The 14,112-nt window shown below is 65.0% G+C and carries 11 protein-coding genes; 3 read left to right on the top strand and 8 right to left on the bottom strand.

The features are described 5' to 3' along the window. Positions 1-220: 220 nt before the first annotated feature. Positions 221-1,522 carry a GGDEF domain-containing protein gene (locus ACYCVF_RS08880; protein ID WP_459602905.1) on the top strand — a complete coding sequence of 434 codons (1,302 nt, stop codon included), beginning with the start codon at positions 221-223 and terminating at the stop codon, positions 1,520-1,522. A gap of 13 nt (positions 1,523-1,535) precedes the next feature. Here ACYCVF_RS08880 and ACYCVF_RS08875 read toward each other — a convergent pair whose 3' ends face one another. Beyond that, positions 1,536-2,156, bottom strand: a complete 621-nt coding sequence (locus tag ACYCVF_RS08875) for a TetR/AcrR family transcriptional regulator (RefSeq protein ID WP_459603392.1) — start codon at positions 2,154-2,156, stop codon at positions 1,536-1,538. 678 nt (positions 2,157-2,834) lie between these two features. On the opposite strand from ACYCVF_RS08875, the gene ACYCVF_RS08870 reads away from it, so the two are divergent. Continuing rightward, positions 2,835-6,239 carry an acyl-[ACP]--phospholipid O-acyltransferase gene (locus ACYCVF_RS08870; protein ID WP_459602907.1) on the top strand — a complete coding sequence of 1,135 codons (3,405 nt, stop codon included), beginning with the start codon at positions 2,835-2,837 and terminating at the stop codon, positions 6,237-6,239. Positions 6,240-6,371: 132 nt separating this feature from the next. Here ACYCVF_RS08870 and tcuB read toward each other — a convergent pair whose 3' ends face one another. Further along, positions 6,372-7,472, bottom strand: coding sequence for a tricarballylate utilization 4Fe-4S protein TcuB (gene tcuB, locus ACYCVF_RS08865; RefSeq protein ID WP_459602909.1), 1,101 nt, complete (start codon positions 7,470-7,472; stop codon positions 6,372-6,374). Further along, positions 7,459-8,850 (bottom strand): FAD-dependent tricarballylate dehydrogenase TcuA, encoded by a 1,392-nt coding sequence (tcuA, locus tag ACYCVF_RS08860; RefSeq protein WP_459602911.1) that lies wholly within the window; start codon positions 8,848-8,850, stop codon positions 7,459-7,461. The genes tcuB and tcuA overlap by 14 nt, the downstream gene beginning before the upstream one ends. Positions 8,851-9,003: 153 nt before the next feature. Here tcuA and ACYCVF_RS08855 point away from each other — a divergent pair, with 153 nt between their 5' ends. Further along, complete coding sequence (locus tag ACYCVF_RS08855) at positions 9,004-9,687, top strand: GntR family transcriptional regulator (protein ID WP_459602913.1); 684 nt, start codon at positions 9,004-9,006, stop codon at positions 9,685-9,687. A gap of 5 nt (positions 9,688-9,692) precedes the next feature. Here the strand turns inward: ACYCVF_RS08855 and ACYCVF_RS08850 are convergent, their stop codons facing one another. The 5 genes from ACYCVF_RS08850 to ACYCVF_RS08830 all read right to left on the bottom strand — a co-directional run bounded on the left by ACYCVF_RS08850 (position 9,693) and on the right by ACYCVF_RS08830 (position 13,915). Then, the gene (locus ACYCVF_RS08850; protein WP_459602915.1) at positions 9,693-10,451 is read right to left on the bottom strand and encodes an IclR family transcriptional regulator; all 759 of its coding nucleotides are present in this window, start codon (positions 10,449-10,451) and stop codon (positions 9,693-9,695) included. A gap of 8 nt (positions 10,452-10,459) precedes the next feature. Beyond that, on the bottom strand, positions 10,460-11,341 hold the full coding sequence (locus ACYCVF_RS08845) for an NAD(P)-dependent oxidoreductase (RefSeq protein WP_459602917.1): 882 nt from the start codon (positions 11,339-11,341) through the stop codon (positions 10,460-10,462). A gap of 63 nt (positions 11,342-11,404) precedes the next feature. Further along, entirely contained in the window at positions 11,405-12,601 is a 1,197-nt protein-coding gene (locus ACYCVF_RS08840; protein WP_459602919.1) for an ABC transporter substrate-binding protein, read from the bottom strand. A gap of 16 nt (positions 12,602-12,617) precedes the next feature. Then, positions 12,618-13,475 carry an alpha/beta fold hydrolase gene (locus tag ACYCVF_RS08835; RefSeq protein WP_459602921.1) on the bottom strand — a complete coding sequence of 286 codons (858 nt, stop codon included), beginning with the start codon at positions 13,473-13,475 and terminating at the stop codon, positions 12,618-12,620. Then, on the bottom strand, positions 13,472-13,915 hold the full coding sequence (locus tag ACYCVF_RS08830; RefSeq protein ID WP_459602923.1) for a hypothetical protein: 444 nt from the start codon (positions 13,913-13,915) through the stop codon (positions 13,472-13,474). Before ACYCVF_RS08830 ends, ACYCVF_RS08835 begins: the two co-directional genes overlap by 4 nt. Positions 13,916-14,112 lie beyond the last annotated feature (197 nt).

Genomic DNA, 14,112 nt, shown 5'->3' with positions numbered 1-14,112 from the left:
CGGGTAGCCGCGCAGCAATGAATGCGCGGCACTGGTTCGCGGCGACGCACCTGTCCCGTTTCGCCGCATTTGAAGCGATTTTCCGGCCCAGGCTTCACGACGGCTTCACCCTGCGACGGAGTCCTCCGCGCCATTCAGGCCGAGTTAAGCAACCATCCCCTCTACTTCGCGTTGCAGGCGCAACGCTCCGTTGGGATCGTTGATCGACTTGGGGAACAGGGTGTTTCGCAGAACAGCGACGTCGGCGGAGGGACATTGCTTCCTTCACGTCATCAAGCTCGTCTCGCCTTTCGTGATGGTCGTCGTGCTCCAGGCGGCCGTCGCGGGATTCAGCCTCGAGGTGATGTCGTCGGTCCGCGCCTATGTCGCGGGCGAAGCGCTATGGTCGCGCTCGCAGAAGAATGCCGTCTATTTCCTCAATCGCTATCTGCATTCGGGCGACGCCAGCCAATTCGCGCAATACCAGGCCGCGCTCGCCGTTCCCATCGGGGACGAGTTCGCGCGCTGGGCGCTCGAGCGCGATCCGGTCGACGTCGAGGCCGCCCGCGTCGGCTTCCTGCAGGGCGGCAACCATCCCGATGACGTACCGGGACTGATCTGGCTGTTTCGCTACTTCAACCGCGTCAGCTTCCTCCAGGAAGCGATCCGCGAATGGGCGGCTACAGATCCCATGCTGCTGGAGCTGAGCGTTTTCGGCGAGGTGATCCGGTCCGAGCTGGAGAACGGTCCCATTCCAGCCGCCCGCCTGCAATTCCTGTCGTCGCGGCTCTCGGAGCTCAATACCCAATTCACGGTGCACGCCAAGCGGTTCTCCACCGTCCTGGGCGAAGGCTCCCGCGCAATCAAGGTGACGCTGACTTGCATCAACATCGTCACGGCGGCGGGGCTGATCCTGCTTCTGCTCTGGCATACCCGGCGGCTTGTGCTGCAACGGCGGGCGTTCGAGGACGCCCTGCACGCCGAAAAGGAGCGCCTGACCTGGCAGGCGTCGCACGATTGGCTGACCGGCCTGTCCAACCGTCGTGCCTTCGAGGCGCGCCTGCAAAGCGAGTTGGATGATGCCGCGGCGGGTACGCTCGGCCTCATCCTGCTCGACCTCGACCAATTCAAGAGTGTCAACGATAGCTGCGGCCACCTTGCCGGCGACCGCCTGCTCTGCCAAGTCTCCCGCCTCCTGCAACAGGACCGGCATGCCCATGACATGGTGGCGCGGCTCGGCGGTGACGAGTTCGGGCTGATCCTGCCGCGATGCTCGCCATTCGACGCCGTCGATATCGCCGAGCGACTGCGCGGATCGCTCGAGCTGCTCAATTTCGCCTGGGACGATCGTTGCTTTGCGGTGACCGCGAGCATCGGCGTCGCCTGCATCACCGACCGCAACACCACGCTCGAGGACGCAATGCGGCGCGCGGATGCCGCCTGCTATCGCGCCAAGGAGAAGGGACGCAACCGGGTTCAGGTCGACGGCGAGCGACTTGGCATCGTCGCGGCAGCCCGGCCGCGCGAAGCTGCGCGCGCCTGACGCGCTCCCGCTGTCACCGCTTGGGCAGTATGCCGAGGCCGGCGAGATGCACGTCGAGAAACTGGTCGACCTGCTGGCGCAACATCTGCGGCGGGACGGCGACCATGCGCTCTTCGAGGCCCAGCGAGATGATGCCGTGCACGGCGGAAAACAGCGTACGTGACAGCAGCGCGATCTTCACGTCATCCGCATCCGGCAAAAGCCGCACCAAGGGCGGGTGCATCAACGCGAAGGCGTCCATCACCATCTGAAGAATGTCGTCCGGATATGGCCGATCGTCCTCCATCCGGTGCTCGAACAGCGAGCGCAGCAAATTGGCGTGCGCGGCGAAAAATTCGAGATAGGCCGCCGCAAGTCCGTAGAGCTGGCGGACCGGATCCTCGGCCGGAACTGCGCGGAGCCGCGCCGTGAGCGCCTGAACGGTCTCCCGGTTGACGGTCAGGATCACCCCGTCGAAGTCGCCGAACTCGTTATAGACGCTGCCGACGGAACAGCCGGCGGCCTCCGCAACATCCCGAACTTTCAACGATCTCAAACCTTTAGCTGAAATTATGCCGCGGGCGATCTCGAGGATCAGGAGCCTGCGCCGACTTTTTTTCTGGTCGCGCAACGATTCTTCTTGAACATTGTTCATTTTCAAGCTACTCACATGAACATTGTTCAAATTAACCCGGAGGCCTGTAAAATGCAAACCCTTGCTGTTGATATCGCCACCACTTTCGTCGACGACGCCGCGGCTCTCGTAAGCGGATTTGGTCGCACCCTGAGCCGGTTCGTCATGGCCCCGATCGATCGCATCGCAAACGCCTGCGACATCGCCGGGGTGCTCGCCGAGCGCCGCGCGACCTTCCGGATGTGGCGGCCGAGCCGCGCCCAAGCTCGCCATGAGCGGCGCCGGTTCAGCCTGCTCGGTCGCTTCTCGCCGTTTCGGCACCTCTCCCACCTCACCTGAGAGGCGCAGCCGGCACGCTTCGATCGGTTCGAATGCAAGGGCCGGCTACAATGAAGGACTCACCATGTCCCGACGTTCACGCCCGATTTCACGGCCCTCGGCGATGCGGTTCAACTGTTCCTCATCGTCCGACGCGATATCCTTGGAGCTGCGGCCTTCGTGCCGGAGCCCGATACGCCGCGACCAAAGTCATTTGCGAACCTAATTGCGCCAATCGGAGACCAAAAGGATCGGAACGAGCGACGGCGTAAAGCAAGCCGGGACGATCGTCCTCACCCTCGCAAATAGCCGTCCCATATCCGCCTGATCCGACGTGCCACCGAAACAAGCTCAGGCTGCCTTTCCAAAACAGGACTAGTCATGATCAGGGAATTGATGTCGTCACGCCGTTTCGCGCCGCTGTTCTGGGCGCAGTTCTTCTCGGCGCTCAATGACAACGTGCTCAAGAACGCACTCGTCATCATCCTGCTTTACAGTGCCGCGACCGGCCACGGCGATGCCCTGGTGACCGTCGCAGGCGCCGTCTTCATCTTCCCCTATTTCATCCTGTCGGGGCTCGGCGGCCAGCTCGCCGACAAGTATGTCAAATCCGTCGTCGCAAGGCGGCTCAAATTCGCCGAGATCTTCGCCGCTGCCTTTGCCGCCGCCGGCTTCTTCCTGCATTCGGTGCCGCTGCTGTTCGCAGCGCTCGCGCTGTTCGGCGTCATCGCCGCCCTGTTCGGCCCGGTGAAGTACGCCATGCTGCCGGACCAGCTCGAGCTCGGCGAGCTCGCGACCGGCAACGCGCTGGTCGAAGGCGCAACCTTCATGGCCATCCTGCTCGGCACCGTGGCCGGCGGCCAGTTCGTGGCCGGCTCCGCGCATATGGGCTGGGTCGCATCGGCCGTTGTCGCACTGGCCCTGCTGTCCTGGGCCTTCGCCGCCCGCATTCCCGCGACCACTCCGTCCGCGCCCGATCTGCCCGTCGACGCCAATCCCTGGACCTCCACGGTCAGCCTGCTCAGGACGTTGCATGCGGATCACCGCCTGTGGGACGGCACCGTGATCGTCTCCTGGTTCTGGCTGGTCGGCGCCATCGTGCTGTCGCTGCTGCCGGCGCTGGTCAAGGACGTGGTGGGCGGCACCGAAGGCGTGGTGACGCTGTGTCTTGCGATCTTCGCTATCGGCATCGCCATCGGCTCGCTGTTCGCAGCCAGCCTGAGCCACGTTCGCCCCAACCTCGCGCTGGTCCCGATCGGCGCCATCATCATGGGATGTGCCGGCCTCGATCTCGCCTGGGCCATCGGCGTGACCGCCAAGGCTCAGGACCTCACCGCGGCCGGTTTCGCGACCTCGTTCGCGGGCCTGCGCATGCTGGTCGACTTCGTCGCCTTTGCCTTTGGCGGCGGCCTGTTCGTCGTGCCGTCCTTTGCCGCGGTCCAGGCCTGGTCGGCGCCCTCCGAGCGCGCCCGCATCATCGCTGCCGGCAATGTGCTGCAGGCCGCCTTCATGGTGGTCGGCTCGCTGTTCGTCGCGCTGTTGCAGGCGGCCGGCCTCCATATCGGCTGGATCTTCTTCGGCCTCGGTGTCGCCAGCTTCGGCGCAGTCTGGTTCGTCCTCACCAAGTGGGGCAAGGAAGGCGTGCGCGATGCCGGCGGACTGCTGTTCCGTGCGCTGTTCCGCACCGAGGTCCGCGGGCTCGAGAATCTGCCGCCGGCCGGCACCCGCATGCTGATCGCGCCGAACCATGTCAGCCTGATCGACGGCCCGCTGCTCCACGCCGTGCTGCCGATCGACGCGAGCTTCGCGGTGGATACCGGCATCGCCAAGGCCTGGTGGGCCAGGCCGTTCCTGCGCGTCGTCAAGCACTACACCATGGACCCGACCAAGCCGCTGGCCGCGCGCGACCTGATCAAGCTCGTCGCCGCAGGCGAGCCGGTTGTGATCTTCCCGGAAGGGCGGATCACCGTCTCCGGCTCGCTGATGAAGGTCTATGACGGCACCGCGATGATCGCCGACAAGGCAGACGCCGTGGTCGTGCCAGTGCGCATCGAAGGCGCACAGCGCTCCTATCTCAGCTATCTCAACAGCAGCCAGATCAAGCGGTCGTGGTTTCCGCGCGTGACGGTCACCATCCTGCCGCCGGTCAAGCTTCCGGTCGACGAAGCGCTGAAGGGCAAGGCACGCCGCAATGCCGCCGGCGCCGCGCTCCAGGACGTGATGATCGACGCCCTCGTGAAGAACGCCATGCTCGACCATACGCTGTTCGAAGCACTCGGGCACGCCTATCGCGACCGCGACACCGGCAAGGTCATCATCGAGGACGCGCTCGGCACCAGGCTGACCTATCGCAAGCTGATCCTCGGCGCGCAGGTCCTGAGCCGGAAGCTGGAGAGCGGCACCGCCGTCGGGGAGAATGTCGGCGTGCTGCTGCCGAACTCCGCGGGCGTCGCCGTCGTCTTCATGGCCCTGCAAAACATCGGCCGGGTGCCGGCGATGCTCAACTTCTCCGCCGGTCCGGTCAACGTGCTCGCGGCCATGAAGGCCGCGCAGGTCAAGACCGTGCTGACCTCGAAGGCTTTCATCGAGAAGGGCAAGCTCGACAAGCTGATGACCGCGATCTCCGCCGAGGCGCGAGTCGTCTATCTCGAAGACGTCCGCGCCTCGATCGGTGCCGTCGACAAGATCAAGGGCCTGCTCGCCGGCACCGCCCCGCGCGTGTCCCGCCAGGCGAACGATCCCGCCGTCGTGCTGTTCACGTCGGGCTCGGAGGGCACGCCGAAGGGCGTCGTGCTGTCCCACCGCAACATCCTCGCCAACGCGGCGCAGGCGCTGGCGCGGGTCGACGCCAACGCCAACGACAAGGTGTTCAACGTGCTGCCGGTGTTCCACTCCTTCGGGCTGACCGGCGGAATGATGATGCCGCTGCTGGCGGGGATTCCGATCTACATGTATCCCTCGCCGCTGCACTACCGGATCGTGCCCGAGCTGATTTATCAGACCGGCGCCACGATCCTGTTCGGCACCGACACGTTCCTCACCGGCTATGCGCGCTCGGCGCATCCTTACGACTTCCGGACCCTGCGGCTCGTGATCGCCGGCGCCGAGGCGGTCAAGGACCGCACGCGCCAGGTGTTCATGGAGCGCTACGGCATCCGCATCCTTGAAGGCTATGGCGTCACCGAGACCGCGCCCGTGCTGGCGATGAACACGCCGATGGCCAACCGCCCCGGCACCGTCGGCCGCCTGTCGCCGCTGATGGAAAGCCGCCTCGATCCGGTCCCCGGCATCGAGGACGGCGGACGCCTCTCAGTGCGCGGGCCGAACGTGATGCTCGGCTACTTGCGGGCCGAAAATCCCGGCGTGCTCGAACAGCTTCCCGAGGGCTGGCACGACACCGGCGACATCGTGGCGATCGACGCCGCCGGATTCATCACCATCAAGGGCCGCGCCAAGCGCTTTGCCAAGATCGCGGGGGAAATGGTCTCGCTCTCGGCGGTCGAAGCCATCGCGACGGCGTTGTGGCCGCAGGCCGCTTCGGTCGCGGTGTCGATCCCCGACCAGCGCAAGGGCGAGCGCATCGTGCTGCTGACGACGGAGAAGACCGCCGAGCGCAGCGCGATGCAGGCCCAGGCCAAGACAATCGGCGCGTCCGAGCTGACGGTGCCCGCCACGATCATGGTGGTCGACAAGGTGCCGCTGCTCGGCACCGGCAAGACCGACTATGTCACGGCAACGACGATGGCCCGCGAGCAGGCGCCCTCGCCCGAGCGCGAGGTGGCGTAAACGAGAGACACGAGGCGCGCCTCAAGCAGGCGGAGCGCGATGTCCGGGAGTGGTTCTGCTGCATGGCATCGCGCGCACTTCGGCATCCTTGAGTAGGCTTGAACGGGCAGTCCGGGCGGACGGATCCGCGGGTCACGCCGCCGTCCGCCGCTCCTGCGCGTAACGCACCAGCGCGGCAAAGCGGTAGATGCCGTGCACGAACTTGCCATAGGGCATGGTGATGAACAGGGCGAACACGGCGCCGAGATGCAGCGCGAGCAGCGGCCCCATCACGGCAGTCTCGCGCAGGCCCAGCAGCAGCATTCCGGTGAGGCCGGTCAGGAACAGCATCGCGATGAATCCGACGTCCATGCCGTAGCGGTTCTCGTCGAGCAATGCCGGATCGCGTCGCATCTTGGCCGTGAACAGGCCGATGGGGCCGACGATCAGGCCGACGCCGCCGAGCGAGCCCAGCACCACGGGCAGGTCCCACCACGGATATGGCGCCTCGCGGCCGAGCAGATAGTGATACAGGGTAGCGACAGAGGTCGCGGCAAAGCACAGCAGAAAGCCGTAGAACGTCAGGTGATGATAGAGTTTGCGCCGGTCGGTCGGCTTGTCGTCCTCGTTGTAGCAGCCGACGCCGCCGCCATGGAGATAGCGCAACTCGCCGGCATCGCGGATGGCCTGGAAGATCGAGCCGCCGTCGGCACGGTTGCCAATTGGTGCGCCGATGTCGCGCCAGAAGGCGCGCACGCTCATGACGAGGGCCAGGATCGCATAGAGGAAGGCGGCACTGAACAGCGCGGCCATGGTGTTATGCGGCATCAGCTTGTAGAAGGCGCCAGGGCCGGTGTGCACGCCGAACAGCACGCTGCGGTCGTTCAGCGCGGCAAAGCCGAGGATGAAGGCCGCCATGCTGAGCGCGGCGATGATGCTGATGACGAGGCCGTTGCGCGCGAACGCGCCGGAGAGCGCCTGTGGCCAGGCATAGGCCGCATAGGATTCCGCGCGCGCGACCGCCAGCGTCTTGGGGACGTTGACGTTGAACTCATGCGGCGGCGAGAATTGGCAGTCGACGTAGCAGGCGCCGCAGCCATGGCAGAGATTGGCGAGATAGTTGAGATCGCCGTCGGAGAAGGCGCGGCGCATCTCCATGGCCGGAAATACCGCGCACAGGCCCTCGCAATAGCGACAGGAATTGCAGACCGTCATCAGACGGTCGGCTTCGTCGAGAATCCTAGTTCCGTGCATGTTTCGCCGCTTCCCGTCCCGCTATCCGCCCGAACACGCTGCCGATGGTCATGCCCATGCCGGCCGCGTAACCCTTGCCGAGCACGTTGCCGGCCATGATCTCGCCCGCCGCGAACATGTTGGCCGACGGCTTGCCGTCGGCCATCAGCATCCGCGCCTCCTTGTTCACGCGCGTGCCGAGATAGGTGAAAGTGATGCCGGGCCGCACCGGATAGGCCAGATAGGGCGGCGTCTCGATCTTGCGCGCCCAGTGGGTCTTGGGCGGCGTGATGCCCTCGGTCACGCAGTCATCCAGAATCGTGTGGTCGAACGTGCCGGGCCGCACCGCGGCGTTGAATTCGGTGATGGTCTTCTCCAGCACGACCGGATCAAGCTCGAGCTTGCCGGCGAGCTCCGCCACCGTCTGCCCGGCAATCGGCGGGAATAGGGTGGGCATGAAGCTGGTGACCACGGTCGAATCGAAGATGATGTAGGCGATCTGGTCGGGCTGCGCCGCGACCAGCCGGCCCCAGATCGCATAGCGCTTCGGCCAGATGTCCTCGCCCTCGTCGTAGAAGCGCTGCGCGTGCTTGTTGACGACGATCCCGAAGACCACGGAGTCGTGGCGGGTGATGATGCCGCCGTCGAATTTCGGCGCGCGGGCGTCGATCGCGACGGCATGGCACTGGGTGGGATCGCCGACCTCCTGCACGCCCTTGTCGAGCAGCATCTTCAGGATCGAACCACGGTTATAGGGCGTGCCGCGGATCAGGAAGTTGTCGGCGGCCTCGCCCCAATATTGCTTGAGCCATTCGATGTTGGCTTCGAAGCCGCCGGCAGCGGCAACCAGCGAGGTCGCGCGGATCTCGGTCTCCCCGTTGATCGGCCGCTTGAGGCGCGCCGCGAGGAACATGCCGTCCTCGATCACGAGGTCGATGACCTCGGCGTCGTACGCGACGTCGACGCCGAGCCGTTCGGCGGTGAGATACAGCGCGTTCAGCATCGCGCGGCCGCCGCCGAGAAAGAAGGAGTTGGTGCGGCCGAGGCTCAGCGTGCCGCCGAGCGAAGGCTGCCAGCGCACACCCTGCTCCACGATCCAGTTCAGGATGTCCTTGGACTCCCGGATCATGTGGCGCGCCAGCACCTCGTCGGTCTGCCCGCCAGTGACGCGCAGCAGATCTTCCCAGAACTCCTCTTCGGTATAAGGACCGGTCAGGATTTCGGTCGCGGCATCATGCGCGCAGCGCATGTTGCGGGTGTGGCGGGTGTTGCCGCCGCGATAGAACTTTGGCGCACCTTCCAGCACGAGCACCGAGGCGCCGCCGCGCCGGGCGCTGATCGCCGCGCACAAAGCCGCATTGCCGCCGCCGATCACCAGCACGTCGTATTTGCTGCTCATACCCTCTGCCCGATGGCACACGAAGTTAGAGACATTCTGTCCGTCAGCGGCATGACCCGACCAATCCCACCATTGCGCACGTTTGTATACAAAGATATACATAAGGCGTGCAAGCGGCGCATCTGCATGGACAGGATGCGCATCGAGGGACAAATGGCCAGACGCCCGGCAAGGACAGGCGGGTCGATTTCGCGCAGCGCCGGCGTTGCGCTGGGCGAAGCCGTGTTCCGCTCGCTGTGCGAGGCGCTCCAGGCCGGCAGCTACCGCGCGGGCGACCGGCTGCGCGAAGAGGAGGTCGCCCAGCGGCTGAAGGTCAGCCGCACCCCGGTTCGCGAAGCGCTGGGCCGCCTCGCCGCGCGCGGCTTCGTCGAGCCCGCCGGCGGCCGTGGGCTCATCGTGCGCAATCTCGACATCTCCGAGGTGCTCGAGCTCTACGCCATGCGCGAGATCATGGAAGGCGCCGCCGCGCGTCTCGCTGCTGAACACGCCTCAACGACGGAGATCGAGGCGCTCCGAGACATCGAGCAGGCTTTCGTCGAAGCGCCCCAGACCGACACCGCCGAGATGGCGCGGATCAACCGCGCCTTCCACGAGGCGATCTGCCGCGCTGCGCGCAACCGCTATCTCGACAACGCTTCGCGCGAATTGCAGGACTGGATCGCCCTGCTCGGCCCGACCACCTTCACCGTATCGGGCCGCCCCTCGACCAGTCACGGCGAGCACCAAGGCATCATCGAGGCCGTCGCCGCGCGCGACGGCGACAAGGCGGAGCAGCTTGCACGGGCACATATCCGCGAAGCGCTGCGCTGCCGGCTCAAGCTGCTGCAGAGGCAGTAGTCCGCCTAGCGTCTTGCGCGGCGCGTGGACCGGGCAGCGGTATCGGCCGAAGCGGCCAGCGCACTGTCCAGAAGTTCGGTCGGACCGCCCGACGCGCGTGTCAGGCGGATGGCGGCCGTCAGCAGGAGCGACGTCATCCTCTTGACGTTCTCCGGCGTGAAGCGCGGCTTCGGCCCCGAAAGCGACAGCGCGCCGACGCATTTGCCGCCGGGACCGAACACGGGACAGGCAAGGCCCGCGCAATCCGGATCGCGCTCGCCGAACGACACCGCGATGCATGCTTCGCGGATTTCGTCGTAAGCGTTGCCCCTGTCGCCGTCGAACGCGAGGATGATGCGGCCGGCCGCGCCGCGGTCGAGCGGCAGGAGCATGCCAGCCTCGACCCGGTCGAGCGTCGAATGCTGGGAATCGACACGAAAGACGCAGAGCCTGCGCTTGGCATCATGCCGCACGTGATAGGACGGGCTTTCGGTGCCATCAACCACGAGTTGGCGCAGCAGCGGCATCACGCGATCATGCAGATTGTGGCTGCGCTGATAGACCGCGCCGAGCCGGAACGGCGTCGGCCCGAGATGGTAACGACCGTCGGCGAACTGCACGAGATAGCCGAATTCCTGAAGCGACGCCATCAGCCGCAACAGCGTGCTCTTGTACATTTTGGTGCGCCGGGCGAGTTCGGCCAGCGTCATCGGCTCCGGCGCATCCTCGAAGGCGGCAAGGATGCTCAGGGCGCGGTCGACGGCGGCGACACCGGGCGAAGGCATGCGGTCTCCTAGTCAGGGAATCCGGAGGGATCGATGAGCTTTGCGATAATGGGAAAATACGCATCACCCATGCCCTTGTCGATCGTCTCCTGGAAGATCGTGCGCATCAGCGCCGCGCCGCGCAGGTTCAGGCCGGCTTGGCTACCCAGCTCGAGCGCGTAAGAGAGATCCTTCATTGCATATTCGGTCGAGAAGGCGCGCAGCGGAAACTCCTTGGCGAGGATGGCCTTCATGCCGTGGTTACGCAGGGCAAAGCTGTCCGCCGACCCCTTGGACAGGGTCTCCAGCAGCAGCTTCGGCTCGACGCCGCTGTGCTTGGCGATCGCGACCGCCTCCGCCAGCGCATTGACGGTCTCAAACAGCACCATGTTGTTGAGGATCTTCGTGACCTGGCCGGCCCCGGTATCGCCACAGAGGGTGACATCGGTGGCGAAATGCCGGATCAGCGGCTCGACCTTCGCGAACTGCTCCACTGTCGCGCCAACCATGACGCTGAGCGTGCCGTCCTGCGCAGCCTGACGCGTGCGCGCGATCGGCGCGTCGATCCAGAACGAACCCTTGTCAGCGAGTTGCTTCGCGAACGACCGCGTCAGGCCGACATCGGAGGTGCCGAGATCAATCACGGTCTGTCCGCTTCCGATGGTCGGCAGGATGCCTTCGAAGACCGACGTCACGTGCCTGGCACTGGGCAGGCAGAGGAAGATCGTCTCGGTGCCGCCGACGACATCCTCGACCGATTTCGCCGCCGTCCCGCCATCCGCAACGATGCGCGCGAGCGGCTCTGCGGCGAGGTCGAACGCCAGCACCGGCCGCCCGCTCTTGCGCAAGAGGTTTCGGCAGATCGGCTCGCCCATGACCCCGAGACCGATGAACCCAATCGAACCAGACATTCCGTTATTCTCCTCGAAAATCCTGCGACCGGGCGGGTGCAATCACCTGCCCGGCCGACGCAGTTACTTTACCAGCGGGCAGCCGCCCTCGCTCATCGGCCGGAACACCTCTTCGCCCGGCTTGGAGCTGACGACCCGGTAGTAGTCATACTTGTACTTGGACTCCTCCAGCTTTTTCACCTGTACCAGATGCATGGTGTGCAGCACGCGCCCATCGGGACGGATCGTGACGTCCTTGTTGTACATATCGTTGACTTTCATCTCGTGCATCTTGGCGGCAACGGCCGTTGCATCCGTCGTGCCCGCCGCCTTCACGGCGGCCAGGTAGTGGTGGACGCCGCTATAGACCCCGGCCTGCACCATGCTTGCGACCTTGCCGTCCATCAGAGCGGCGTAACGCTTGGACCAGGCCCGGGTTTGCTCATTGAGGTCCCAGTAGAACGAGGTCGTCACCTGCAAGCCCTGGGTGACCTTCAGGCCGAGTGAATTCACGTCGGTGATGAAGACGAGAAGACCGGCGAGCTTCTGGCCGCCCTCGACGATGCCGAACTCGCCCGCCTGCTTGATCGCGGTCTGCACGTCCGCGCCCGAGGTCGCCAGCCCGACGACGTCGGCCTTCGAGCCCTGCGCCTGCAACAGGAACGACGCGAAGTCGGCGGTGCCGAGCGGATGCGCGGCCGAGCCGATCACCTTGCCGCCGGCGGCTTCGATGAACTTGGTCGCGTCGCGCTGGAGCGCGTGGCCGAAGGCGTAGTCGGCCGTCACGAAGTACCAGGTCTTGCCACCGGCCCGCGTGATCGCGTCGCTCGTGAGCTTCGACAGCGCGTAGGTGTCGTAGTTGAAGTGGAAGCTCACCGGCGAACAGGACTTTCCGGTGAAGTCGGACGAGCCGGGGCCCGAGATCACGAAGATCTTGTTCTTCTGCTTGGCGACTTCCAGGATGGCAAAGCCGGCCGAAGAGGCCGCGCCGTCCGCGATCATGTCGACGCCTTCATTGTCGAACCATTTGCGAGCGGTGGCCGATGCGATATCCGGCTTGTTCTGATGGTCGGCCGAAATGATCTCGATCTTCTTGCCGAGCAGTTCGTTGCCGAAGTCCTCGGCGGCGAGCCTTGCAGCCGCGACCGAGCCTCGCCCGCCATTGTCGGCGAACACGCCGGATTGGTCGTTGAGAACGCCGATCCTGATCACATTATCGGCTGCAAGCGCAGTGCTCGCCTGTGCGGCCAGAATTGCCGCGATCATCCAATGCAACTTCATAAGATACGCCTCCCTTTTACGGATTTTGATTGTCGAGAATGTCTTGCAGCACCGGCGCGATGTAGCGCCGGAACTGATCGGGGTTTTCACTCATCGGAAAATGGCCGAGCCGCTCCATGACAGTGGCCTTGGCGCCGGGGATGCCGGAAGCGGTGCGCAGCGTGTCTTCGGGCGTACAGGAAAAGTCGTACTCGCCGGTCAGGAGATAGAGCGGGCACTGGTTCACGTCGATGGCACCGGTGCGTCCGCGCAGGTCGCCATCGACCCGGTAGAAGTACAGGTCCCCCTTGAAGATGCCGGGACCGCCCTGCTTGTAGCCCCACAGCGTTTCGTTGCGTGCCGCCTCGGGGCCGCCAGGCGCGATCAAGCCCGACACCAGTGCGGCACATGCCTCGCCGCCATGGACATCGGGCCGGTTCAGCCAGGCCGTGTCATACCAGGGTTGCTGGAAGTCCGCCGCCTCGAGCCCGACCAGAGCCCGAAACTCGCGGGCGTGCTCAATGGCGAGATTGAGCACGATACGGCCGCCGATCGAGCAGCCCATCACCACCGGCTGCTCCAGCTTCAGCGCATTGCAGAACGCGCGGATGGTTGCGGTGTAGCCTGCGGTGGTCAGCCGGTACTCGGTGCCGTATTGGCTGTCAGGCGGATTGGACTTGCCGTGCCAGGGCATGTCGAAGGCGATGACGCGGAAATGTCTCGTGAACTCGTCATCTCCGAGCAGATGGCGCCATTGCCGTGCGTCAGAACCGGCGGTGTGGAGGCAGACCAGAGGAATGCCGCTGCCGTTTTCCTCGAAGTAGATCCGGTTGATCTCACCATCGATTTCGACATGCACATAGCGGCCGATGATCGGCTCGACGAAGCCGTTCATGACGCGCCTCCGAGGCCGGTTCGCCGCGGCAGAGCTAGCAGGTCCTTGAAATACTGAAGATGCGTCATGAAGGGATGCAGATCCCCTTCGAGTGTCGCCTGTCCGCGCTTGGTCAGCGCGAGCAGGTCATGCCAGCCCGCCGGCGGGATCTGCTGCCAATAGGCGGCGAGCGCAGCGGGCGTCGCACGATAGGCGAACCGCCACGAGCGCATCAGCACGGGAGCCGGCGTCATATCCACGATCTGACCGGCGCGGATGGCAACGTGAAATGGCTGCGTGTTCGGCCCAAGCAGGCAGTCGACGTCGAGCCAGCGTCCGCGAGCGGTCAGAGCGGCATCGCGTGCCAGCAGGTCCGGGATCGCCTCGAAGGCCGAGATGACGGCTTCGGGAGTGAATGAGACCGGCTGGCCGTCGCCTTGATGGACGCGGTCGGATTCCATCGTTTCGTCCCTCCCTATCATCGTTCTGTTGTACAGAATGACATTCTATTTATATTCCAGTTCTATACAGAGCCTGTGAGCGAACTCAAGTGCAAGAGGCCGCATGCCTGTTCGGCAGGGCCATCGCATTTGAGAGCCTTTCCCTGCGGTCATCCTTCGAGACGCCCGCCTTTGGCGGCCCTCAGGATGAGGACTGA

This window comes from Bradyrhizobium cedriense, assembly GCF_054602315.1.
Note: the sequence above shows the minus strand (reverse complement) of the source record. Positions and strands in the feature narration are given on the sequence as shown.

Excerpts from the sequence above, each read along its gene's own strand:
- ACYCVF_RS08875 (WP_459603392.1), bottom strand. The coding sequence starts at position 2,156 with ATGAACAATGTTCAAGAAGAATCGTTGCGCGACCAGAAAAAAAGTCGG.
- ACYCVF_RS08870 (WP_459602907.1), top strand. The coding sequence starts at position 2,835 with ATGATCAGGGAATTGATGTCGTCACGCCGTTTCGCGCCGCTGTTCTGG.
- tcuB (WP_459602909.1), bottom strand. The coding sequence starts at position 7,472 with ATGCACGGAACTAGGATTCTCGACGAAGCCGACCGTCTGATGACGGTC.
- tcuA (WP_459602911.1), bottom strand. The coding sequence starts at position 8,850 with ATGAGCAGCAAATACGACGTGCTGGTGATCGGCGGCGGCAATGCGGCT.
- ACYCVF_RS08855 (WP_459602913.1), top strand. The coding sequence starts at position 9,004 with ATGGCCAGACGCCCGGCAAGGACAGGCGGGTCGATTTCGCGCAGCGCC.
- ACYCVF_RS08850 (WP_459602915.1), bottom strand. The coding sequence starts at position 10,451 with ATGCCTTCGCCCGGTGTCGCCGCCGTCGACCGCGCCCTGAGCATCCTT.
- ACYCVF_RS08845 (WP_459602917.1), bottom strand. The coding sequence starts at position 11,341 with ATGTCTGGTTCGATTGGGTTCATCGGTCTCGGGGTCATGGGCGAGCCG.
- ACYCVF_RS08840 (WP_459602919.1), bottom strand. The coding sequence starts at position 12,601 with ATGAAGTTGCATTGGATGATCGCGGCAATTCTGGCCGCACAGGCGAGC.
- ACYCVF_RS08835 (WP_459602921.1), bottom strand. The coding sequence starts at position 13,475 with ATGAACGGCTTCGTCGAGCCGATCATCGGCCGCTATGTGCATGTCGAA.
- ACYCVF_RS08830 (WP_459602923.1), bottom strand. The coding sequence starts at position 13,915 with ATGGAATCCGACCGCGTCCATCAAGGCGACGGCCAGCCGGTCTCATTC.